This window comes from Verrucomicrobium spinosum DSM 4136 = JCM 18804 (assembly GCF_000172155.1).
In the GTDB taxonomy this organism is placed as follows: Bacteria; Verrucomicrobiota; Verrucomicrobiia; order Verrucomicrobiales; family Verrucomicrobiaceae; genus Verrucomicrobium; species Verrucomicrobium spinosum.
In genome coordinates this window covers 1422952-1446541 of sequence record NZ_ABIZ01000001.1, presented here as the reverse complement: position 1 = coordinate 1446541, position 23590 = coordinate 1422952, and the positions used below count along the sequence as shown (strand labels likewise).

Genomic DNA, 23590 nt, shown 5'->3' with positions numbered 1-23590 from the left:
GAAGGTTGGTTAGTTGGAAGCCACAGCCGCAGCACTGGCCGTCTTGCCGGTCTGGGCAAGGAGGGTCTGCGCACGCATGCAGGTGGCGGGTTTTTGAAAGGCCAGGTCAGGATCTGGGCTGCTGGTGACCAGGATCTGCAAAGCCTTCAACCTTGGGTTCGAGGAAGCCATGCCAGGCAGCGGTTTCGCATCCGTCACTGACACGCGTGCGGTGAAGATGGCGCTGGTGTCACCCGACCTCACCCGCGTGCCTTGTGCATCGAAGGTGTAGTCCTGCTGCCCCCCCTGCTGCTGCTGCTGGAGCACATCACTCCAGTCCCGCATGCGGTAGTCCGAGGAAATAGACTGCACGATCCTGGCGGAAGCGGTGGTGTTGGAGGCCTCACGCAGCGTGTCCAGGGACACGGGGATCAGTCCCACCAGGGCGACAAGCACGGTGGCGGCGATGCCTACGGCGATGGTGGTCTCCACCAGGGAGAAGCCGCGACAATGTAGTTTTTTCTTGGAGGGTGGCAGGATCAGTTTCATGGCATGAACGTTTTGCGGGTGATGACGCGGAAGCGATAATAGTCGTCCAAAGCTCCGCTCTGGGAGGGGTTGGCGAAGTAGTTGGGAAGTTCCGGGTCGTTGGGATCGATGTAGCGCTCGATGATGGAGGAGCCGCGCTGCTCCGCAGTGACGGCATCCTTGCTCTCATCCCACTCGTCCGCAGCGGAGGAGCGCGCCTTCTTGAGCACCTGCACCCGATAGTGCACGGTGAAGATGTTCGACTTGGTGGTGAGGCGGGGATAGAGCTGGTTGTAGGGGGACTCGCGCACGTTGTCGCCAGTCAGTTCAAACCCGTCTTTCTGGCTGGAAAGGCTGCCGTTCCACCAGGTGACCATGCTCTCATAGGTCGGTGAGGAGCTCGGCAGGCCATCAGCCCGGGGGTAGTAGGTGCGGCCCGACATCGGCTTCGGTACGAGGAAGATATCGCAGATCTCCGAGGCGCTGCGGAAGATGTCCCCCTGGTCGAACCGTTGTCGGAAGCCCTTCATCGTCTCATCCGCGTTGACGTCGTAGGTGTTCTCGTAGCGATACCAGTTCTCCCAGCTCTTGTAGCACTGCTCCATCTGGTCCGCGGTGACAGTGTTCGTCGTGGTGTCCTTGGGCCAGGCGGATTCCGCGGGCAGCGCCGTGATCTTCACACTGCGGAGAGCGGCATGGATCCCCGTATCCCGTTGGATGTAGGAGAAAGGCATGATCTGGGTGTTGAGGTTGATTTTACCGGCGGTGGAAAAGGGCTCGCTGATGGCATAGGGCTCCACCACCGGCATCCAGAACATGTCCAGGAGCAGGTGATCCCTCGGTGGGCGGAATCCCCAGTGATCCGTCTGAATGGGCTCCAGACTGGCCGCACGTACGCGCGATGGCGGATTCGGGCAGAAGAGCAGCGTCTGCCAGGGCCCCACGCGATTGCTGTTCGCCGGGGTGGGGTGCATACCGGTGGGCAGCGAGCCAAAGGCCACTCCGGAGCAGATCTGACGATTGGGCGAGTAAGTTCTCCCATTGGTTTCCTGACTGAACCCGTCACGGGCAAAGTAGCCGGTGCGCACACTCACCACATCAGCGGTGGCCCCCGTGTCGTCCGGCTTGTTGATGTACGGTCCGTCTTCGATACGGCCCATGCCACTGTCCCAGTCACCGGGGCGGTTCGTGGCATTGTAAGCTCCGTCGAGCTGGTACGGAGCAGCTGGCTGACAGTCCTGCCAGTAGGCCACGTCCCTGAGCAAACCGTAGGGCTTGGTCACCTTCTTGTCATTGCCGATGGTGTAACCCGCGAGCTGCCAGATGTGCTGCTTGCCCACCGTGTTGTAAACGTTGGCATTGCCGTGAATGCGGCCGTAGTGACCAGTGAAGGTGGTGCCGGCGTGACGCAGCGTTTGTGCCTCCTCCTTCGTGGTGCTGCTGTAGTCAGGATGAGTCACGTAGTAGTCCGCCGGGATGTCCCGCAGGCCGCACATAAGGCGGAAGTCGCCTTTCATGCTGGCGTTCTTGGCATTGGTGATCACCGACCGCACTGTGTCGCCAAAGACGATGAGATAGTTTTGCGGATCGTTCTTGTTGAAGCGAGCTTGAAGATCCATGCACTCTTTGGCCACCGTCCAGTTCGCATTGGAGGGCATGCTCGAGTTGACGCGCACCGTCGGCACCGGCCAGGCCCCTGTAGGGGAGGAGAAATTGAATGTCGCAGACTGGATCAAGGTGGTGTCATCCAATTGCCCGGCCGCACCATTGCCCACATGGGTCTCGATGGTGATGGGGCCGCCCGTGAACTGGAAGGTGTTCTGTGTGGAGACATCCACGTCCACACTTACAAACGGGAACGAATTGGTCTCATCCGCACCCACGCCTCCGATGGCGACGGACTTCATCAGACCGTTGCGAGCCCGGTAAAACTGAGCATGAAACGAAGTGTAGGCGGTAGAGTGACCACCATCTTTGGCCGAACCGGCGGGCACCCAGACACGATTGACTCCGGCCGCGGGAAAGCCCAGAGGTTGACTGTTCACTTTCCAATTCTCCATGCCTTTGATGCGATAGCGCACGTTGGGCGAGTAAGGCGGCATGCCCACCACCGGGGTGAATGGCTGCAGCACCAGATAGGCGCGCATGCGCTTCGTCTTGTCGGCCTTGCTGTCCGCAGGTGCCACATCTTTGGGACTGCCGTCCGGGTTGCTGTCCACTTCCGTCGCCATGAAGATGAGCGACGCCTCAACCACCGTGGGGAACCGGCCAAAGGCCTTGAGCTTGGATCCAAACGATTCTGCGGAAGTCCCCTGCGACACAACCGGCACGGCGGAGGCTTCCGCAAGATACTCATTGTTCAGCCCAGTGTAGGCCCGCGGTGGGAGGTAGTGATACTTGGGGGCTTCATAGGGATTGCTGGCGTTCACGCCCCACCTCACCAGGTCAAACATCTCCAGCAGCACCTGGTTTCGATTCATCGAACCATACTTGTCATCGAAGGTGGAGGTGCCAAATCCTGGGATGCCCGCCTTCGTGAGCTTCTGCATGTAGCTGAACAAGGCCTGATTCCCCGCGAGCTGAAAATCCTCCGAGGGGCTCTGGGAGGACCCCTGTCTGGTGGAGTCATTCTCCCACGTCGAGGCGCGCTGGAAGGCCCCCAACTGCCCTCCAGACGTGGCACAGAAGGCCAGCAGCTTGTCCTTGGCCGTGCGCTTGGAAGTCTCTGCCTGAATGGGCCAGAGGGAGATGCGAGGACGGTTAAAGAGGTTAACCTCCGGTGCACGGCTGTGCGCAGTGAGGAAGAAGCGCCCCGCCTCCAGATCCGCGGCATCCACGGATCCGCCGGTCCCATTGGGAAGCCGATGCCCGGTGGCGGCGTCAAAAGAAGAGCCGTAGAAGAACTCATCCACCGAGGTGAAGAGACGGTCCCTCTTGAGCGGAATGCCGGTGGCACCGGTGACAGTCTCCGTGCCGCCCATCGTGCTCTCGCCGGTGGTGCCCAACTGGACGCGGGGCAGCAGGTCATAGATGTTACGAAGCCAGGTCTGATAGGATGTCTTGTTGGTCACCGTGCCATCGCTCTGCACTTGCGGAAACTGGTAGGCGTATTTGGCATCAAAACCCTGGAGCACGGCGCTCAAGCAGGTCATGGCCGGGTGACCGGGAAACCGCTGGAACTCGTTCTGGGCCGGAACAAAGTAGGCGAAGTTCCGGTCAGACCAGCCCACAGCCTTCGGCACGTCCCAGCCCGTGCCTTCACCCGCGGTGTTGATGTTGACCTTGCAGCTCTCGTCATCGGTCCAGAAGGCAATGCGTCCCACGATGGGGTTGTTTCCAATGACCACATCTTTCTTGAAAGTGGCACGCCCGCCTTCACCGCCATCCGGAGCCACCACCGTGCCGTCCTGTAGCACATAGAGCCAGCGCAACGGCATGGGCATGGGCTGCTCAGCCGTCGCTCCGGGGGCAGCGACGGTGGAGGAAAGGCCGAACCCCGCCACCTTGCCCGCCGTAGTGCCGCCAGACGCGGACAAGGCACTGGAGTCCAGCACCGGATACACGCGACGAATGTTCCCATTCGCATCCAGCCTGGCCACGGGTTCATTCAAGTCGGTGAACTGGGCAGTGTTTTGCTTCCAGTCCGTCAGCGTGCCGACCTCGTTGCTGGCATTGAAGTCCGCCCCTGCCTCGGACATCTTGTCTGAGGAGTAGAGTCTCCAGGCAGTCTCAAGTTTGGCCCGCCCCGCGACCGTGCCTGCGGTGGTGCCATACACCCGAATCATGCCCGGCTGGGAGGCCCAGGTCTTGCTCATCCCCAAGCCGGAGGTGGCCTCGCGGATCTGACCCATGACAATGCTCACCGGCATGTCGGTGAGGCTGCGCACTTGCGAGGTCTGGCTGAATGCGGAAGAGGAACGGGCTTCTGACGAGCCCATGGAGAGCAGCGCCAGCACCAGACCCATGAGAAGAGCCACAATGGCGAGCACCATCACCAGAGCCATCCCGGCCTGCTGACTCCCCCTGTTCATGTTGCGTCTTTTGTTCATGCGATTGACCTGTTTGGTTTGCTTTTGATCAACGGCGACGGCGGAGGCAAAGGCCGGCCAAGCCCACAAGGAGCAGCAACATGCGGGCGGGCTCTGGCACCACCACCACCTGGATGTAGAGGCCGTTGAGGTCGGTGGAGATCTCCCACTTCAAGTCCTCGCCGAGATCCGGCATGTCCAGCAGCCCAAGGGAGCCACTGAATTTGGCGTTGTTCGGGTTCCCACCCACAACCACATTGCTCCAGTCAATGAGCTGCCACTTGTCCAGCTCCATCCAGAACTCGGAGGTTTCGTTGATGTCCGTCACCTTCAACGCGCCGCCCAGCACGATGGCGTTGTCACTCTTGAGCACGAGCACATCGTTGGTGGCCAGCGGTGAGGCCAGGTTGGCGTCCCCTCCAAAGTTTTCCATGATGTCGAACTCCAGTGTTCCCTGAAGGCTGATGATCCCCGTGCCGCTGTTCTGCAGCGAGAAAGACTGGCCGGTGCTGTCGCCCAATTCACCCAGCTTGCCCACCTGCAGGCTGGCACCGTTGTTGATGGAGATGTTGCGGTCGGCAGCGGTCACGACCGAACCGACACCACCAAATCGTGCCCCTGACTGGACCGTGACATGCCCCGTGCCGGTGCCGCTTCCCGTAGTGTTCTGCACCAGGTAAGTCCCACCAGTGACAGTCGTGCCACCGGTATAGGTGCTGGCGGCGGAAACCGTCACCGACCCAGAGGTGCTTTTCGCAACCGCCGCACTGCCATCCAGGATGGCGGTTACACTCCCGTTGCGCAGATCATAGGAAGTGGCGGTCAGTACGCCTGTGGAGCTTTCGATGCGGCCATCTGCCAGTGTCACCTCGGCAACGGTCTCGTTGTTGGCCCCCAGGCTGAAAACCGCACCGATTCCATCGACCGTCACGGCCCCGGCATCGGCGAGCACTCCGGCCGCCCCCAACGCCAGCGTGCCATCCAGAATGGTGGTGCCACCCGTGTAGGTGTTGGCTCCTGAAAGCGTCAGTACGCCCGCCCCGCTCTTGGTCAGCCCGCCGCTGGTATTGCTGCTGAGAGCCACCGTGCCCGCGCTGGCGGTCGTGGTGGCACCACCCCCGTGCAACGTAACGGTGAGCACATCCCCATCCACATAGCCGGTACCGGGATTCGTGATGGTGAAACCCGTGACCACACCGTTCACGACCGTGGCCACTGCGGTGGCTCCAGTGCCGGAACCTCCGCTGATGACCACCACCGGGGTGTCCACATAGCCGGTGCCGCCGCTGCTGACGGCGATGCTGCTGACGCCGCTGCCGTTGGGCGCGAGCAGAGCCTGGCCAATCGTGATGTCAAAACCTGCGGTGTCGATCTTCGCCCCGCCCGCATAGACGAAGGCGTTGGTCAGCCCGGTCATGAAAGTGGTGTTGGCAGCATTGGCCTTGAGTGTGCCGCCATTGAAGTTGAAAAGGCCTGTGCCTGCACCTTTGGTCACCCGGTTGGTCGTGAGGGTTCCTCCAAGGAGGTTGACCGTGCCGTTGGATGCCGCCCCGGTCTGCCCCAGGGCAAGACCATTGGTCGCCAGATTAACGGCAGCGGAGCCGGAGAGGTTCAAGACGCCAACGCCGTTCTCACCCACGAACATTCCTCCGGACCCGCTCAAAGCGGAGAAAGTGGCGGAGCCGCTGAGATTGTACACGCCGATGGAGCCCGTGCCCCCTGCCCCGATCGTCATGCGATTTGAATTCACAAAGACATCACCAGCGGTCTGGTTGAAGATGGCGCGGTCGTTGTTGAACCCAACCACCATCCAGCTGCCGGAGGTGACGGTGCCGCCGCTCATGGACATGGCGGCAAAGGCTCCGGCACCACGCCCCAGATGAATCTCACTCGTGGTGGTGATGCTGCCCGAGGACATCTTCACAAAGCCGCGGCTGTTGGCCACGGAGCCCACCGCTATGCTTGGGCTTGTGTTCTTTGTGGCGTTCAGTGTGCCACCTTCAATATTCAGGATGGCATTGAGGTTCGCGGTATCACCGACGGTGACCTGGCCGATGTTGGCCGTGTTGAGGGCATTGACCGCGCCCAGCAGGCGGAGCGTCCCCTCGCTGACACTGAGGGTACCGGTGAAGGTGCTCTGCCCGGAGAGGCTGAGGGTTCCCGTCCCGTTCTTCACCAGACCGAAACCCACGCCGTTGATCGCCCCGCCCACGTTCAGGGTACCAGAGCCGTTGGTGGTGACCGTGCGGGTGGCGGACAGCGTGACGCTGCCCGTGCCCAAGTTCAGGTCATTGGTGCCGCCATAGGCGAAGTTGGCATTCCACACCATGGCGTTGTCCGTGCCCACCGTCACCGCGCCGCCACTGGTGTTGTTGATCGTGCCGCCATTAATGGTAAAGGTGCCGGTACCCAGAGCGGAACTGCCTGCGCCCGTGCCTCCCTGGTTGATGTTCAAGGTGGTGCCGGCTGAGAGGGTGAGACCGCCGGAGAAGGTGCTGCTCCCGGACAGAGTGAAGGTCCCCGTGCCAGCCAGGGTGAGGGTGCGAGCCCCGCTGATGATCGAGGATATCACCGCCGCATTGGCCGAGTTGTTGGTCCACGTCTGGTTCGCCCCCAGCGCGACGCCCTGGGCAGAGAGCGTCAGGGCACCCGCCCCTGAGTTGATCGTGATACCGGCAGGATCAACGATCGTGAGCACATTCGCCCCGCCGATGCCGACAGCACTCGCGGAATTGATGGTGAGTGACTTGATGGAGATGTCTGCCCCGAGCGTGGTGCTGCTCTCATTGGCCGCCCCGGTTGCGGAGAAGATCACTGCCGAGGTGCCATCGAGCGCCTGACCAGGATCCGTGGTCCCGGCCGCGTCACTGGTGAAGTTGGAGTTGCCGCCGCTGAGGACGGTCCAGACACCGCTCACATCCCCCTTCCAGTAGGCCGCCGCCGGAGAGGTGCTGGTGAAGACATTCAGCGTCAGCGTATTCCCGCCTGTCACACTGAGAGACAGGTTGAATCCCCCCAGGGAGGCGGCCGAGAGCTCGAAGTTGGACGCACTGATGCCAGAGGCGCCGGTGATGAGCTGGTAACTGCCCGCTCCGTAGCCGGCAATGTTCACCAGGTTGATGGTGGCGACCCCACTGGTGAAAGTGTAGGTCCCGCCGGTGAGCGCGACCTGATCACCCGTGGTGCCAAGGTCAAAGGAAAGCACACTTCCCCCGCTCAGCGACAATCCCGCCGCAAGGGTGAGTGTTCCCGACTGGCCGTCCTGCAAATTGATGGCAGATCCGGCCCCGGTCAGGGACACGAGGCCGCCAATGCTTCCATTGCCCCCCAGCGCCCCGGTGGTGGCCACAGTGACGGCCGTGTTGCCGAGACGGCCGGTGATGCGCAGCAGGCCCCCGTTGACCTGGGTGGCACCAGTGTACGTGTTGTTTCCTGAGAAGGTCTGGACGCCCGTGCCTGCCTTGATGATGCCGATGGACGTCGCCAGTCCGTTGCTGATCACCCCGCCAAAGGTCTCGGTGCCCGTGCCGGAGAGCGTCAACACTGGCGTGCCGCCAGCCGCGTTGGAGGTGATGGTGATGGCCGAGGCGTCGTCATAGGTCTTCAGCAGGCCCGTGGTCTGACTGTTTCCGTTGAGATCCATCGTGGTACCCGCCCCCATGGCCACCGTACCGGTGCCCAGTACCCCGGAGTTCGCGTTGTTCACGATCACGCTGCCGCCGGTGATGGCAAGGCCGCCGCTGTACGTGTTCGCCGCGCCACTAAGCGTGAGCGTGCCCGCACCGGTCTTGGTGAAGAGCCCTGCACCAGTGATGTTCCCAGAGAGCGTGGAGGCATTGCCATTCGTGTCAAAAGTGCCAGCCCCGGTGAGGGTGATGGCCTTGGCGGTGGTGATGCCTCCCGTCGCGGCCTGTAGCGTGCCGCCGTTGAAGACGATGCCGTTGGTGGTGTTCCCGCCGTTGATCCCGGCGGTGGCGGCGCGCAGGATGCCACCATTGAGATTAATGACACCCGTGAAAGTGTTGGTGTTGCTGAGATGAAGGGTTCCCGCGCCGGCCTTGGTGATGCCGTTCCCGCTCAGGACACCGGAGACCAGAAGATCGACGCCTGACGCGGTCGCGCCCTGCGCCGTGGTGAAAATCATAGGGCCGGCGTCACGCGCCACCACGTTCCCGCTGACGGTGGAGGTGAGAGTGCTGGCCAGGCTGGTGATGCCGAAGCCCGTGGTGAAGTTGTAGGATCCCCCACCGGTGGAGGACATCGTGGCCCCGGTGAGGTTAAAGTTCGTCCGGTACGCCTGGTTGCCCGCCACCGTGTTGTTCACCATTCCGCCCACCACATTGACCGTGCCCACCCGGGTTGAATCATTGTTGTACCCCAGAGAATCTGTTGCGGAGAGGTTGAGCCGGGCACCGGAGTTCACCGTAATAGTTCCTCGAACCCCACCGGCCGCACCGCCGGCTGAGAGTACCAGCGTGCCGGAGTTCACCACCGTGTTTCCGGTGAAGGTGTTGATCTGGTTGAACGTAGCCACGCCGCTGAAGGCATCCCCACCGGCCACGCCAAAAGTTACACCGCCCGCACCGCTGATAATTCCGGTCTGCGCCACATTCCCGTTGCCCGTGAAGGTCACGCCGAAGCCTCCATTGGTCACCGCTCCCAGGGTCAGCAACGTGGTACCGCCCGTGGTGGGATTCACGATGTGAAAGGTGGGAGCCGCCGTGAAGGTGGTGGTGCCGAAGGTGATGCCCGCCGTGCCGCTGCTGACATTCGCGCCGCCCGCCACCACGAGGCGCTGCGCCCCGATGGAAAGGGTGCCGAGCGTGTGAGTCACCCCGGCACCGGCGGTGAGGCGATCCGAGGTGACCCTGGCATCGCCGGTCACCGTCGTGTTGCGGCCGAAGTTCAAGAGGGTGTCGTTGGCAAGTTGCAGCTCCCCGCCTGCCAGCGTCAGAACGCCTGCTCCCAGTGCAGAAGCGTTGGTGGTCGCGCGCAACACGCCGGCGTTCACCGTGGTGCCCCCCGAGTAGGTGTTGACTCCTGAAAGCGTCAGTGTGCCGAGCCCGCTCTTGGTCAGCGAGCTGGCCCCGTTGGCCAGAATGTTCGCGGTGATGGCGAGACTGTCATTGAGCTGGTCAGCGCGAATCACGAGCTCTGCACCACTGGCGGCCTGGATGCCTGTGCCGCCAGAGATCGTGGCTCCACCGGCGACATTGCCTGACTTCAGGATGCCATTGACCGTCAGGGTGGCACCGGTATTGAGGGCGAAGTTGGTGTTCCCGCTGAGGTTCAGGGTGGTGAACGTGGCCGTGTCCTGGGCCGTCACGGCTCCCGTCGTCTGCACATGCGTTCCGGTCAGGGTGGTGCCGCCCGCAAAGGTGGATGCCCCAGAGTCAACGCCATATTGAAGATCACGAACATAGCCCGAGGCGTCATAGAAGGCGTATGCGCTGCCGCCAAAGAACGTGCCCTGGTCGATGAACGCCCCGGCGGTGACGCCGCTGGAAAGGACAATCTTGTTGGTCGTGCCATTGGCACCTCCAGAGGTCACAAAATTGGCCGTGGCCCCGGCCGTTCGGGTGAAGGAAGCGAACGTGAGGGTGGTGTTGCCACTCCCGCCATAGGTGGAAGTGACCGTCCCCTCACCCACGGTGAAAGCCAGCGCTCCCATGCCCTGGCTGCTGCCCGCAGTTTCATTGAACTCAATCCCGCCGGTTCCTGCAAATGTCAGGGCCGTACCAGTGGTCCCGTTCAGGGATCCCGTCGAACCATTGCCCACTTTCAGCAGTCCACCCCGGATGGTGGTGGCGCCGGTGTAGGCATTTGCCCCGGTTAGCTGCATGGTCCCTGCACCGGTTTTGTTAAGCGATCCACCCGTCGTGACGCCCGGTGCCCACACCAGCCTGGCCGAGACGAGAAGGTGAGTGTTGGCATTCCCCGTTGCGTCTGCGACATCGAACGTGATGGTTCCGTTCAGCATCACTCCATTGGCGGTCGTGTCAGCCACGTCGGTGTTGATGGTGGAAACCACGCTGCCTCCCACCGTGACGGTGCTGGACAGGATGATGCCCTGATACAGATTGCTGAATCCATTGCCCGTCGTCAGCGTGCCTCCGTTCATCGTGATGGGCCCGAGGGAATTGGCATCCCCGCCACTCACGCCCCCGCCAACCGTGGTCACAGCCGTTCGCACCACGCCCCCCTGATTGATCACGATCCGCATTTGCGGGGTAGAGGTCGCGTTGCCCATGGTGTTGCCGTTGGCGAGGATCAAGGTGCCTCCGCTGTTGACGGTTAAGATACGTCCAGCGGCCTGAGTATTGCCGAGGGCCGTGTTGGTGGGATTTCCAGCATTGCGGTTCAGCGTGGTGGTGAGGGTGCCCCCATCCACCACAATGTTGCCGGTGAACGTGCTAAGAGCGTTGAGCGTCAAGGTGCCTGAGCCCGTCTTGATCAGATTTCCCGCTCCACTGATCACCCCCGTGAAGGTCGTGGAGGCGTTGTTGGCCCCGACCGTCAGATTCACGTTGGCGGCGTTCACATCCGTCAGCGCAAGAGCGCCACTTCCTGCCAGACCCCCCGCGTTAAAGTTCAGCACGCCCCCGCCAAAGATCACGCCGTTGGCCACGTTGTTGGTCAGGGTGCTGTTCTGCACAGCATTGGCATTCGCGAGCCGGAGCACACCTGCGGAGATGGTGGTGGCTCCTGTGTAAGTATTCGCGCCAGCCAGCACCCAAGTGCCCGCGCCGGTCTTTGTCACCGCTACGGAGGTGGTGCCGCCATTGGAAATAACTCCACTCAAAGTACCGCCACCCGCCCCGGTCAACGTGAGGGTCTTCACCCCGGCTGTGCCGCCCGTACCGCCGCTGATCGCCCCTGAAAAGTTGAGCAGGTTCGTCGTGCTGTTGTTGGTGAAGGTGTAGCTCTGGGGGGTGGCATCCGTGCCAAGCAGGAGGGAGGCATTGATGAGCTGGTTGTTGATGAGGGCGGCATTCATCGTGATGCTGCCGCCGTTGCCCAGCGTGAGGGTTTGACTGCCCACTGCGCCTGACCCCAGCACATAGGCGGAAGCCTGATTCGTATCGAAGAGCACCGACAGGATCGTCGCGCCCGCACCGAGATCAATGACAGTATTGCCGCTGCCCGCACCATTGAAGGTGGCGACATCTCCTGCTCCTGGGGCGGCATTGATATCCCAGTTCGCAACGCCTGCCCAGGTGTTGTCCTGAGTACCGTCCCACACACCTGTTGCCGCCTGGGCGAGCTCCGCAGCGCCCAGCGTCGTCGCGAGAAGAATCGCCAACGCTGTGCGCAGAGGACGCCGCGTGGTATCATTTCGCCAATCGCGATTCCCGACCGTTGTCAGGCTCGTCATGGCATCATCATTACATTGGCAACTGCGGAAGAGCATTGAAGGGCAGGTTGGAGTCGTTCCTTGAAGATTCAGTGAAGTGACCTGGATCATAGGGAAACCAGGCCCGGTCCGTCTCTAGAACATATGTTCTACCGGGCTCGGGAGCGGCAGGCACCACACCGCACCCAGATGGCGAACGCCCTGTAAGGATGTGAATGCTTGCATAACACGATCATCGCGGCCCCGTTTCGAAATGGCTTGGACCCGTCAGTCCACTTTTGGTATGGATCCGCCTCCTCCGACAGACAGCCCGCCCAAAGCATACCAGCATATTGTTTCCTTTAACTCACGCGCCCGCACATGCCGCCCCCCTCTGCATCATAGGATCTAAGACGCCAGACACCGGCGCTTGCGGAAGGCCATCGGTGTCTCGCCCGTATGGATGCGAAACTGCCGCGTGAAGGCGCTCTGGTCGTAGAACCCGTTGTCCTGGGCCACCTCTGCCACGGTCTTGTCAGAGGCCAGCAGTTCATCAGTGGCCGCCTGGATGCGGGTGCGAATGATGAATTCCTGGACGCTCATGCGAAAGACCTCCTGAAACCTCCGGTTCAGCTGCCTCTCGGACATGCTGGCAAGACGGGCCATCTCCTCCACGGGGATGCGATTCCGGTAGTGCGAATGCACATAGGCCACCACCCTCTGGACCTGCAAGTCAGTCGCCGCGCTTCCCGGTGCGCCAAAGTAGGGACGAACGATCCCCATGCCCCCCACCACTGCCCCAGCCGCATCATAGATGGGCAGCTTCGTGGTGAGGAACCAGTCTTTGGCCCTGGTGCGGGCGTACAAGGCCTCCACCTTGTTGATGATGGGCTGCCCGGTGCGCATCACGCGAAGATCATCCTCACGAATGACACGGGCCACGGTGACGGGATGGATGCGCTCATCCCTGGCCCCCAGGAGCTCCTCCTCATCCCGCACTCCGATGCGGTCCAACGTGCCCCGGCTTACGGCGATGAAACGGCTCTCGCGGTCTTTGGCAAAGAAGTCCGTGTGCGGCAGGTATTCAAACAGGTTGCCCAACTGCCGTGCCACCCCGGGCTGGGCCAGGAATCGCGCCTGAAAATCGCGAGGCGACATCTTGGCTGACCTGCGTGAGTCGGCGCAGGCTTCATGGCTGCGGAAGGGAGGAGAAGTCAGGCTGATGCGCATGCGACTGCTGGGTGCGGGGCGACTTGGGTGCCTTCGGGCCCTCCCTTCCAACCCGCGCCCGACAGGTCCGGTCACCAGCGTACGCTGACCTGCTGCGGGACTCTACAGAACGAATGTTCTGTTTTTTCGAAGTCTGATATGATGCAGAATTGATGTTCTTTATTTGCCCAGCCGCCATGCCGGAAAATCTTTTCCACCGCCCTTCCTTCTTGATGCTGTTGGGAGTGGCATGGGTGATGGGAGGGCTGCCCGGTGCCATGCAGGCACAGCTCCCCATGGCCGGGGACTCGCCATGGCTTTCCCGTGTGTGGAAGGTGGATGACGGCCTGCCAAACAATGATGTGACGGCCGTGGCCCAGGCGGCGGACGGAGCCATGCTCTTTGCCACGCCCAACGGCCTGGCCCGCTACGATGGCTGGCGCATGCAGGACAAGACCAGCCTGCTGGAGGACATCCCCAGATCCGGGGTGAAAGGCCTGCTCACGGCCAGAGATGGCGCCTTGTGGATCATTCGGCGGGATTTGAGCCGTCATCAGGATGGGAAGACCATCATCATCGGCAAGCAGGATGTGGGCTCCGCGCGGGGGCCAAACGCCTTCTTCGAGGCCGCGGACGGCACGATCTGGATAAGCTACGAGAATGGTTGGGTCTTCCGGGTGGAGGAAGGGCAGCTCCACGTGGCCGCCATCGCGCTTGGCTACACCCAGCCCCAACCTCAGCCGCCCGTATCCATGGTGGCCGAGGGGCAGGACGGCACCATCTGGGCCATCGGGCCGCAGGCCGTATCGAAGTGGGCCGGGGACAGGTTCGTGCAGGTCGCGACTCTGCCTGCGGGGCCCAGCGCCATCGCCGGAGCGAGGGAGGGAGGCGCGTGGATCGTCAACCGGAGAGACTTGCTTCGGTTCACAGAAAAGCAGGGCCTCACCCCGGTCACCCGGCTGACATCCCAGCCTCCCGGTTACCGCCCGTTTGCCCTGCTGGAAGATGCACGGCACCGGGTATGGATTGGCAGCTATGTGGGAGGACTTTCCTGCTGGGCAGACGCCAAACTCCAGAAGGTTCCCATCTCCAACTCGGACGTGTGGGCCTTGAAAGAGGATCACGAAGGAAACATCTGGGTGGGCACCGGCGGTGGAGGCGTGTGCCTGGTGCACCAGCGGCTGCTGGAACTGCTGAATGAGCCAGGTTCTCCCATCTCCCAGACCGCGCGGAGCATGTGCCTGGACCGCCAGGGCAACATCTGGATGGCCATGCAGACGGGAGAGCTCTACACCCGGCAGGCAGGGCGGTGGAATCATCTGACCGCACCCCAGGACTGGCCCGGGCCCCTGGCCACCTGCGTCACTGCGGACGCAGCAGGCAATGTCTGGATCGCCTCCAGCCAGGACAGACTGGTTCGATGGAACAATGGCCAGTATCACGTGGAGCAACTTCCCCCGGCCTTGCCGGGGAAGTCGCGCATTCGTGCCATCCACGCTTCTGCCTCCGGCCGGCTCTGGATCCTCCGCATCGATGCCCTGGTCACAGGCTGGCCGGGACGATGGCAGCAGTTCCTCACCCCCGGCGGTTGTGGGGATGTCACCTCCCTGGTCGAGGCGGGGGGTGAGGCTCTCTGGGGCGGCACGAACAAAGGGCGGCTGCTCAAGCTCACGCCCACCGGGGTGGCAGATGCCACCCCTCCCGGCCTGGCTGGCAACTCCCTGCGCACCTTGTTGAGCGCTCAGGATGGCGCGCTGTGGATGGGGACGGACGGCAGCGGCATCTGCCGGTGGAAGGGCGGCCGGCTCTCTGTGATCGGCCCCGACCAGGGGCTGCGCCACGAAGTCGTCTCCCAGATGGTGCTGGATGACAGGGACCGTCTCTGGGCGGCGGGAGACCGGGGGATTTTCCTCCTGTCGATGGAGGACCTCAACGCCGTCGCTGATGGTGTGAAACCCACGGTGCGCTGTCTGGCGTTTGGCACGGACGATGGCATCCCCAGCATGCAGGCCAACAGTGGTTATCATCCCAACACCCTGACGGATGCCGACGGGCGCATCTGGTTCGCCTCCCGCAGCGGCGTGGTCATTGCCGACCCCTCCATCCCGGGTGGCAACACGGCTCCTCCACCGGTTGGCATCGAGGAAATAGCCGCCAACGGCGCCCTGGCGTGGGAGAACGGCCATGCCGCCGGTCAGGCGGTGCACATCGGCCCGAACATCCAGAGTCTGCGGGTGCAGCTGAGCGCAAAGAGCTTCACCGCCCCGGACAATGTGCTGCTCCAGCACCGCCTGTCTGGGGTGGACGCGGACTGGGTCAGCACCCCTCGCAACCGGGTCGCCGTGTACCGCAGGTTGGGCGCAGGAAACTACACTTTTGAAGCCCGGGCAATGAACAACGACGGTGTCTGGAGCCGGCAGAACGCCGTCATGAGCGTCATCATCGCGCCCGCGCTGTGGGAGCGGACATGGATCCAGCTTCTGGCCGGGACGGTGGCGGCAGCGATGCTGGCACTCGTGGCCAATGCGATCAGCACCTGGCGCATCCGTCGGCAGAATGAACTTCTCAGGCATGAGGTCGGCCTGCGGGAAGAACGGGCCCGTATCGCGCGCGACATGCATGACCAGGTGGGTGCCAGTCTCACGGAGCTCTGCATGCTGTCTGATCTGGCCCAGGAGGACCGGAACAATCCCACCCATCTGGACCGCCTGGCTCGCACTGCACGCAAGGCAGTGGCGGACATGGATGAGATCGTCTGGGCGGTGAATCCTGAGCACGATGATCTGGCCAGCCTGTTGGACTACATCGCCCAGCAGGCACTGGACCAGACCGGCCCTGCCGGGCTGCGCTGCCGGCTGGACATTCCAGAAGCCGCCCCCAACCGGCCTCTCACAGCGGATTTTCGCCATCATACCCTGCTTATTGTCAGGGAAGCCGTGAACAATGCCATCAAGCATGCCCAGGCCACGGAGATCCGTATTCAGGCCGCTCTGGGGGGGCGGTCACTCACCCTTTCCATCACAGACGACGGGCGGGGCACGCCCTCTCAACCTCTGGCGGCACCGGGCAACGGGCTCAAGAACATGACCTCCCGTACTGCGGCCCTTGGCGGCACTTTGAAGATCTCCAGCGCCACGCATGGCGGCACCGCCATCCAGCTCGAACTGCCCTGGCCACAACGACCATCACTCACATGAGCCACCCCCGACCTGTCACTGTCATGCCCATCCAAGTATCCATCGTTGAGGACGACAAAACCACCCGGGAACACTTGATGTCCATCATCAACCGCGGCGAGGGACTCGTGTGCGCCCGTGCCTACAACTCCGCTGAGGATGCCATCCGTGAGGTCCCCGACGACCCGCCCGACGTGCTGCTGGTGGACATCAATCTGGGGGGACGCTCCGGCATTGAGTGCACCGCCGTGCTCAAGTCCACGCTGCCCAAGCTCCAGGTGCTGATGGTGACCACCTATGATGACACGAAGATGATCTTCGAAGCCCTGCGCGCCGGGGCCAGCGGCTACATCCTGAAGCGCACGCCGGCGGCGGGCATCGTAGAGGCCGTGATGGAGATCCACAATGGCGGCGCGCCGATGTCCGTCCCCATCGCCCGGAAGGTGGTCTCCCACTTTCACAACGAGAGCCGACGCGATGTACGGGACCGCCCTGAGTTCTCCGGGCTCACCCCGCGGGAGTTTGAGATCCTCACCCAGCTGGCCAAGGGGCTCCAGTACAAGGAAATAGCCGACCAGCTCGGCATCAGCACCAGCACGGTGCGCGGGCACCTGCATGTCATCTACGGCAAGCTGCACGTGCAGACCCGTACGGAGGCGGTCATCAAGTACCTGGGCCACCGGTAGCGGCACTGGATGCCATCGCCTCCGCCATCCGCCCGCGCTTCAGTTCCCGGGAAAGCCGGCGGTACTGCCGAAAGGCCAGCGGGGTCTCCCCTGTGTGGTTGCGGAAGTGCTTGGTGAAGGAGCTCTGGTCGTAGAAGCCGTGCTCATGCGCGATTTCCGCCACCGCCTTGTCCGTCACCAGCAGATCGTCACTGGCTGCCTGGATCCGGGTGCGCATGATGAACTCCTGCAGGCTCATCCGGAAGGTTTCCTGAAACCTCCGGTTGAGCTGCCGCTCTGAGAGATGGGCAATGCGCGCATATTCAGACACAGGGATGCGCTCGCGATAGTGCTCATGGATGTGGGCCACCACCCGCTGCACCTGCACATCCTGCACGCCGCTGCTGGTCCCGGGCCGATACGGCCGCACAAAGCCCATCACCCCGATGACCTCCCCCGCGGCATCATAGACAGGGAGCTTGGTGGTGAGGAACCAGTCCTTGGCCCGCGTCCGCGCAAAGAGGGCCTCCACGCGGTCCACGATCGGCTTGCCGGTGCGCATGACGTGAAGGTCGTCCTCCCGGATGCTCCGAGCCACGGAGGGCGGGTGAATGACGGAGTCCGCAATGCCCAGATACTCCTCCTCCGCCGAGGCTCCGATGCGCCTCAACATGCCCCGGCTGATGGCGACGAAGCGGCCCTCGCGGTCCTTGGCAAAGTACTCCACATCAGGCAGGTACTCGAGAAGATCGAGAAGCTGCCGGGGGTTGCCCAGCCTCTTGAAAAAGCGGGACTGGAACGCCAGCCCGTCCTCCTCCGGAGAAACGCGGCGAGGGTTCCTACCTACAATGGTTTCATCAGGCAGTCTCTTCATCTGGGGCTTTCTGCCGCGAACCTGCTGAACAAACAGCCCGGGCATGTCACCACCTTGAGGGGAAAGCAGACCCGTTTCTTGGCGAATTCCGACAAGTCGTTGGCTAAGTCAGACACATTGCGGTTGGAGGGAATTGCGAACGAAAGGCGGGAGCGGGCCTGAAGAAGCTTTGGCCAGTACCTACCCCGTGATCCGCCGCCGCCGCCGAAACGCCAGGGGCGTCTCACCGGTGTGCTGGCGGAACTGGCGGGTGAAGGCGCTCTGGTCACAGAATCCGTATTCACCCGCGATCTGGGCCACGGACTTGTCCGACACCACCAGCTCATCACTGGCCGCCTGGATGCGGGTGCGCATGACAAACTCCTGGACGCTCATGCGGAAAGTTTCCTGAAACCTCCGGTTGAGCTGGCGGTCGGAGAGGTGGGCGATCCTGGCCAGGGTGGAGACGGGCAGCCGCTCCCGGTAGTTCTCGTGAATGTGCTCCACCACACGCTGAAGCTGCTGATCCTCCACCCCGCGGCGGGCTCCACCGCGATAGGGCCGCACAAAGCCCATCACCCCGATGATATGGCCACGCTCGTCATAGACCGGGAGCTTGGTGGTAAGAAACCAGTCCTTGGCCCGAGTACGGGCAAAGAGCGCCTCCACCCGGTCCACGATGGGCTTGCCCGTACGCATCACCTGCAGATCATCTTCGCGGATTGCCTGGGCGATGTAAGGCGGGTGGATGGTGGAGTCCAACACTCCGAGATAATCCTCCTCCCTCTCCCCGCCAAACCGCTTCAACATCCCAGCACTGATGGCGACAAAACGGCCATCAGCATCCTTGGCGAAGTACTCCACCTCAGGCAGAAACTCCAGCATGGCGCGGAACTGCTGAGTGGAGCCCATGCGCTTGAAAAAGCGCGCTTGGAAAGAGCGGGGAGTAAGACCGTTTCCCGGATGGCTGGGTTTCTTGGCAGGTTCTGCGGCACTTGGATTGGCTTTCATGACAATGAGCGGACAGTCTCCAGCACGACAACGACATTCGTTGTCCCACCGTGAGACGCCCCTTCCGCAATTAAATGGCATGCCACGACAAATTGCCAGCAAATCCCAATTGGGACGCCATTTACCCCTCCTCCTTCTGGTCCATTATAAGCAGCCCCTCACCGCTTGAACAAGCGGTCACCTCTGACGAAGATCCAGACAGACAACGCGGTCCTTCCGGCGCAGAATGAGCCTGCCTTCCGCGATCAAGGGAGTGGGGCACCAGAGGGCTTCCACCTTCGTGCGCGCCGAAAGGCTGTAGGCAGCAGGGTCAGCCCGGATCCCGCGCAGGAACATCCCGTTTTGCTCCAGGCTCCAGAGGCGGCCGTCTGCCAGCACGGGAGAGGAGATGGTGCTTTCCACTTTCTCGTCCCAGCGCAGCGCTCCATCTGCCAGACTGGCGCAGAGGTGGCGTCCGCCTTCCATGAGATAGACGTGTCCGTCTTGGATCACGGGGGATGACGAATAGCGCGAGGCGAGCCAAAACTGGCTCCACTGCCGCTGCGGCGGACCTCCCACCTGGGCACGGAAAGCCTGCAGCCCGGCCTCTTTGTCATCACTCAAAAACACCAACCACTCCCCCTCGACCACTGGTGTGGACGGTCCACCGCCGGGTAACTCCCAACGCACGTCCCCAGTGTTGGGATCCACTCCGGCCAGCTTGTCTCCCGATGCGCAGAGCAGCACCTCTCCCGGAGCTCCCCCATTCCACAACACCGGGCTGGAGTGCCCGCCCTTGAGCTTGGGCTTCTGCCAGAGCACGGCCCCATCCCGCGTGGAGAGGCAGTGCAATCCCTCGGCCACGTACCAGAGCCGGTCTCCCACCACCAGAGGCGAGCTGCCCTGGCTCTTCCCCACCTCCCGCCTCCAGCACACCGCTCCGCTTTGTGCGTCCACCGCATGTAGATGCGTGCTGCCTAGCGCGTACACCGTGCCGTCCACCACCGTGCAGGTGGAGGATGCAGCCCGATCCACCGGCTTGCCGGGGGCCGCGTATTTCCACAGGGTCCTGCCAGTGGCGAGATCCAGACAGAGGATCACATCCTGCGCCTCCTTGACGGTGGCCGGAACGAGCTTCAAGAGTTTTTCCTGAACCTCCGGCGTGATCCCGGCATCCGTCAGCCATTGCACCATCTCTTCGTGAGAAGCAAAGGGTTGATCCACCTTGGGCCGAATCCTGCCCAGGACCTCCAGATCCACCGCTGCGGATTTTTGCCCGAGCCGCCACTCCGCCCACGAGCCGAGGATGAGCCGCTGTTCGTCATTGAAGTGCTCCTGCACCCACTGCCGGACCTTCGTGTTCAAGGCCTCTCCCCGCAGACCGGCCGGCAGCGTCTTGCGCACTTGCTCCAGCTCCGCCGTCAACGTCGGCCCCAGGAGCTTGGTATCGCGATAGCCCAATGAAACCAGATGCTCGTCCTCTATCACGCGCTGGGTGGATGGCACATGCACATGCCACACCAGGCTCAGATAGATACGGCCTCCCGCCACCACGGGACTGCCGTGACCGCCATCATGATCACTGGGGATGGCATCGCTCTGCCAGAGCACAGGCAGCCCTGCATCAGGCATGGATCGCACCAACGGGGTCCGGTCGTCACTGATGCCGTTGCGCGCCGCACCGCGCCACTGGTTCCACTCCGCAGCAGCCAGCGCTGTCGAAAGCCAAAGCAAAGATCCGCAGGAGGTTACAAAAGAAGCCATGGAGTGAAAAGGGTGCGTGCAAAGCAGAATCGCAAACAATGAAACGCTGCGTGCGTGGGTTCTCATGCAACGGCCTGTGACCACGCCGCAGCCGTCTGCGTGCTCTGCCATACCCTCCGGGGGCAGGGCAGCACTGTGGGCCCGGCTCTGGACCGCATCGCCAGTCGATTCCCCGCCGCCTACATCCATGAAAGCCTGCTTGAGCCCGGCAAGGTGCTGGCCAAGGGGTTCGAAGCGCTGGGCGCATCCCCCATGCCGCCTCTGGGCCTGGTGCTCAAGCCCCAGGAGCTGGAGGATGTGAAGGCATTCCTCATGACTTTGAAATAACTTACCATTCCCGTCAACGGCTGGCCAGCGCCCGGGCCACCAGCTTCAAGTCAGCGACAAAACGCGCCATCTCCTCCGCGCGAATCTCCGGATCCGGCTGGCGCAGGAGGGAGGAGGGATGCACGGTCACCAGGGTCTTTTCACACCAGGTGGTTTCCATGAACTCGCCTCGCACGTCGCCTATCTTCACGGCATGCTCCAGCACCGTCCTGGCGGCGGTGGCTCCCAGGCAGACGAGGATGCGCGGCTTGATGATGGCCAGCTCCGCCCTCCACCAGGGCTTGCACGCATGGATCTCTGCCTGCACCGGTGTCTGGTGCAGACGGCGTTTGCCCTGCCGCTTCCACTTGAAGTGCTTCACGGCATTGGTCACGTAGCAGGTCTCACGATCAATGCCCGCCTCCTGCAGGGCCTGATCCAGCAACCGGCCGGCGGGACCAACGAAGGGCTTGCCCGCGAGGTCTTCCTGGTCCCCCGGTTGCTCGCCGAGGAAGACGATCTCTGCGGACACATGCCCCTCGCCAAAGACGGTCTGCGTGGCGTCCTTGTACAGCGGGCAGGCCTTGCAGGTGGCCGCGGCATCACGGAGCACCTCCAGGTCATTCGTATTCGGCACGTCAGCGGGATGCGCCTCTTTCAGTTGCGATTGCAGGGCATGACTGCGCTCCATCATGACCTCCACACGGGGTGAAGCCTGCTCCAGCAGGGTGGGGATGATGGCGGCCTCGGGCAGGTTTCGCCAGTATTTCATCGGCATCTCCGCCAGCATGGCGTGGGTCTTGACGCGGGCGGGATTGAAAATGTGCGCATAGTACTGGAGCCAGAGAGACTCCATGGCATCTCCGGTGGGGGCCTCATGGCGGCTCACCCCCGGTGTGTAGGTGGCCTTCACGCCATCCCAGTGGAGGCAGCGCTCCGGCGTGAGGATGGACCACTGCATGCCGGCGAAGCGGTCAATGAAGAAGGGGGCATTGAGCTCCAGGATGTGATGTTGAGGTTCGAACCACGCAACGTACAGCACCTGCCCCTCATGCACCACCTCGCGAAAGCGGACAAAGGCCCGCATCTTGTGCACATCCCGACGCACGGACTTCTCCATCGTGTGCAACTCATGCACATCCGGGTCCACCGCCACCTTGAGCAGGTGGTGCTCCCCATGCGTGATCCGCCAGAGCACGCGGTACAGGAGGCTCCAGCGATGCGCGGAGCGATGACAGGCCACCGTGCGCGCCATATCCATGAAGGCCTTGGGCACGCTGTAGGTGGGGGCGGAGACGGCTGCCTGCGCGACGCTCGCGGGCGTTTCATCCAGCAGTCCCAGCGCCAGCTGGCTGTCAGAGGCATCCTCCCAGAGCACCGTGTCCCAGGCCCACTCCGCCTGTAGTGCCCGCCGCGCCACCCGATGCCAGGCGGCAAAACTGGGCTCGAGCGTGAGCAGGTGCATAAGGGTTGGAGAGTTCAGCCAACTACTGTGTTCATTCAGAGTTCGCCAGTCACCACGCCTGTGGCCGGGGCAAAGAGTTCCAGTTGCTGTGCCGGCTTCAGCGTTTGCTGCCATGGGGCGGAGCCGATCTCGCGGGGATGGTGATCAGCAGTCTGCACAAAGGGGAGCACTTTTTTTAAAGACACACGCAGGCGCTGCAGGTCCGCGAGCGTCACGCGGTGCCAGCGGCGAATCTGCAGGATCCGATCCACATTCCGCACGCCCAGGCCGGGAATGCGCCAGAGCATCTCCCGGGAAGCGGTGTTGACATCCACGGGAAAACTCTGGGGATGACGCATGGCCCAACCCAGCTTCGGATCCATCTCCAGGGACAACTGAGGAGCATCCGGAGTGGTCAACTCCTGCGCCTGAAAGCCGTAGAAGCGCATGAGCCAGTCTGCCTGGTAAAGACGATGCTCGCGCACCAGGGGCGGGGCCATGAGCGGGAGACGCTGTGAGGCATCCGGAATGGGGCTGAAGGCCGAGTAATACACCCGCCGCAGCTTGTGGTGCCGGTACAGCGAGGAGGACTGGTCCAGGATCTCCCGATCCTGCGCCGCCGTGGCACCAATGATCATCTGGGTGCTCTGCCCGGCCGGAGCAAAGGGCGGTGCCTTGGTCGTTTCCTTAACCTCCGCCTTGGCCTGGTCGATACGTCTCTGGATGGTCGTCATCGCGCCGCGGATGCGCCCCAGGTTTTTTTCCGGAGCCAGACGCTCCAGGTCGGCCGGGGTGGGCAGCTCAACATTGATGCTGATGCGGTCCGCCCACCTGCCCGCCTCGGCGATCAGCTCCGGTGAGGCCTCTGGAATGGTCTTGAGATGCAGGTAGCCCTTGAACCCCTGCTCCTCACGCAAAAGCCGCGCCACCCTCACCACCTGCTCCATGGTGTAGTCGGCATTGCGAATGATGCCGGAGCTGAGGAAGAGCCCTTCGATGTAGTTCCGCCGGTAAAAATCCATGGTGAGCTTCACCACCTCCTCCGCGGTGAACCGGGCCCGCCGCACATCGCTGGAGACGCGGTTGATGCAGTACTGGCAGTCGTAGATGCAATAGTTTGTGAGGAGGATCTTGAGCAGCGAGACGCAGCGCCCGTCCGGCGTGTAGCTGTGGCAGATCCCGGCGCCTGTGGTGGAGCCCAGCCCCCCCTCGCGGGAGTTGCGCTTGCTGGTGCCGCTGCTGGCACACGAGGCGTCATACTTGGCAGCATCCGCCAGGATCGAGAGTTTCTGGGCTATATCCATTGAATGATGAT

Annotated in this window: 12 protein-coding genes; 3 read left to right on the top strand and 9 right to left on the bottom strand. The window is 62.7% G+C overall.

Annotation, left to right across the window (positions count from 1 at the left end; all coding sequences use genetic code 11):
* Window positions 1–9: 9 nt before the first annotated feature.
* The 4 genes from vccB to VSP_RS05645 form a co-directional block, all read right to left on the bottom strand.
* Window positions 10–528, bottom strand: coding sequence for a Verru_Chthon cassette protein B (vccB, locus tag VSP_RS05660; protein WP_009959325.1), 519 nt, complete (start codon window positions 526–528; stop codon window positions 10–12).
* Window positions 525–4556: a Verru_Chthon cassette protein A gene (vccA, locus tag VSP_RS05655; protein ID WP_232289549.1), complete on the bottom strand. Its 4032-nt coding sequence runs from the start codon at window positions 4554–4556 to the stop codon at window positions 525–527. The genes vccB and vccA overlap by 4 nt, the downstream gene beginning before the upstream one ends.
* 28 nt (window positions 4557–4584) lie before the next feature.
* Window positions 4585–11910, bottom strand: coding sequence for an autotransporter-associated beta strand repeat-containing protein (locus VSP_RS05650; RefSeq protein WP_009959323.1), 7326 nt, complete (start codon window positions 11908–11910; stop codon window positions 4585–4587).
* A gap of 366 nt (window positions 11911–12276) precedes the next feature.
* The gene (locus tag VSP_RS05645; protein ID WP_232289548.1) at window positions 12277–13026 is read right to left on the bottom strand and encodes an AraC family transcriptional regulator; all 750 of its coding nucleotides are present in this window, start codon (window positions 13024–13026) and stop codon (window positions 12277–12279) included.
* A gap of 248 nt (window positions 13027–13274) precedes the next feature.
* On the opposite strand from VSP_RS05645, the gene VSP_RS05640 reads away from it, so the two are divergent.
* Window positions 13275–16274: a sensor histidine kinase gene (locus VSP_RS05640; RefSeq protein ID WP_009959321.1), complete on the top strand. Its 3000-nt coding sequence runs from the start codon at window positions 13275–13277 to the stop codon at window positions 16272–16274.
* A 23-nt stretch (window positions 16275–16297) separates the two neighbouring features.
* Window positions 16298–16939, top strand: a complete 642-nt coding sequence (locus tag VSP_RS05635) for a response regulator transcription factor (RefSeq protein WP_009959320.1) — start codon at window positions 16298–16300, stop codon at window positions 16937–16939.
* Here VSP_RS05635 and VSP_RS34040 read toward each other — a convergent pair.
* The 3 genes from VSP_RS34040 to VSP_RS05620 form a co-directional block, all read right to left on the bottom strand.
* The gene (locus VSP_RS34040) at window positions 16917–17792 is read right to left on the bottom strand and encodes a helix-turn-helix transcriptional regulator (protein WP_156345605.1); all 876 of its coding nucleotides are present in this window, start codon (window positions 17790–17792) and stop codon (window positions 16917–16919) included. The two genes, VSP_RS05635 and VSP_RS34040, sit on opposite strands and share 23 nt — an antisense overlap.
* A gap of 180 nt (window positions 17793–17972) precedes the next feature.
* Complete coding sequence (locus tag VSP_RS05625; RefSeq protein WP_009959316.1) at window positions 17973–18782, bottom strand: AraC family transcriptional regulator; 810 nt, start codon at window positions 18780–18782, stop codon at window positions 17973–17975.
* 177 nt (window positions 18783–18959) lie between these two features.
* Window positions 18960–20525 carry an outer membrane protein assembly factor BamB family protein gene (locus tag VSP_RS05620; protein WP_009959315.1) on the bottom strand — a complete coding sequence of 522 codons (1566 nt, stop codon included), beginning with the start codon at window positions 20523–20525 and terminating at the stop codon, window positions 18960–18962.
* Between the two features lie 54 nt (window positions 20526–20579).
* On the opposite strand from VSP_RS05620, the gene VSP_RS05615 reads away from it, so the two are divergent.
* Window positions 20580–20852, top strand: coding sequence for a c-type cytochrome (locus tag VSP_RS05615; protein ID WP_009959314.1), 273 nt, complete (start codon window positions 20580–20582; stop codon window positions 20850–20852).
* A 13-nt stretch (window positions 20853–20865) separates the two neighbouring features.
* On the opposite strand, the gene VSP_RS05610 is transcribed toward VSP_RS05615, so the two are convergent.
* Together VSP_RS05610 and VSP_RS34035 are read right to left on the bottom strand one after the other, a co-directional pair.
* Window positions 20866–22296, bottom strand: coding sequence for a UdgX family uracil-DNA binding protein (locus tag VSP_RS05610; protein ID WP_009959312.1), 1431 nt, complete (start codon window positions 22294–22296; stop codon window positions 20866–20868).
* 35 nt (window positions 22297–22331) lie between these two features.
* Window positions 22332–23579 (bottom strand): putative DNA modification/repair radical SAM protein, encoded by a 1248-nt coding sequence (locus VSP_RS34035; protein ID WP_044134005.1) that lies wholly within the window; start codon window positions 23577–23579, stop codon window positions 22332–22334.
* Between the last annotated feature and the right edge of the window lie 11 nt (window positions 23580–23590).

What these genes read in the sequence shown, in the direction of transcription:
- vccB (WP_009959325.1), bottom strand. Translation starts at nt 528, where the DNA reads ATGAAACTGATCCTGCCACCCTCCAAGAAAAAACTACATTGTCGCGGC.
- vccA (WP_232289549.1), bottom strand. Translation starts at nt 4,556, where the DNA reads ATGAACAAAAGACGCAACATGAACAGGGGGAGTCAGCAGGCCGGGATG.
- VSP_RS05650 (WP_009959323.1), bottom strand. Translation starts at nt 11,910, where the DNA reads ATGACGAGCCTGACAACGGTCGGGAATCGCGATTGGCGAAATGATACC.
- VSP_RS05645 (WP_232289548.1), bottom strand. Translation starts at nt 13,026, where the DNA reads ATGTCGCCTCGCGATTTTCAGGCGCGATTCCTGGCCCAGCCCGGGGTG.
- VSP_RS05640 (WP_009959321.1), top strand. Translation starts at nt 13,275, where the DNA reads ATGCCGGAAAATCTTTTCCACCGCCCTTCCTTCTTGATGCTGTTGGGA.
- VSP_RS05635 (WP_009959320.1), top strand. Translation starts at nt 16,298, where the DNA reads ATGCCCATCCAAGTATCCATCGTTGAGGACGACAAAACCACCCGGGAA.
- VSP_RS34040 (WP_156345605.1), bottom strand. Translation starts at nt 17,792, where the DNA reads ATGAAGAGACTGCCTGATGAAACCATTGTAGGTAGGAACCCTCGCCGC.
- VSP_RS05625 (WP_009959316.1), bottom strand. Translation starts at nt 18,782, where the DNA reads ATGAAAGCCAATCCAAGTGCCGCAGAACCTGCCAAGAAACCCAGCCAT.
- VSP_RS05620 (WP_009959315.1), bottom strand. Translation starts at nt 20,525, where the DNA reads ATGGCTTCTTTTGTAACCTCCTGCGGATCTTTGCTTTGGCTTTCGACA.
- VSP_RS05610 (WP_009959312.1), bottom strand. Translation starts at nt 22,296, where the DNA reads ATGCACCTGCTCACGCTCGAGCCCAGTTTTGCCGCCTGGCATCGGGTG.
- VSP_RS34035 (WP_044134005.1), bottom strand. Translation starts at nt 23,579, where the DNA reads ATGGATATAGCCCAGAAACTCTCGATCCTGGCGGATGCTGCCAAGTAT.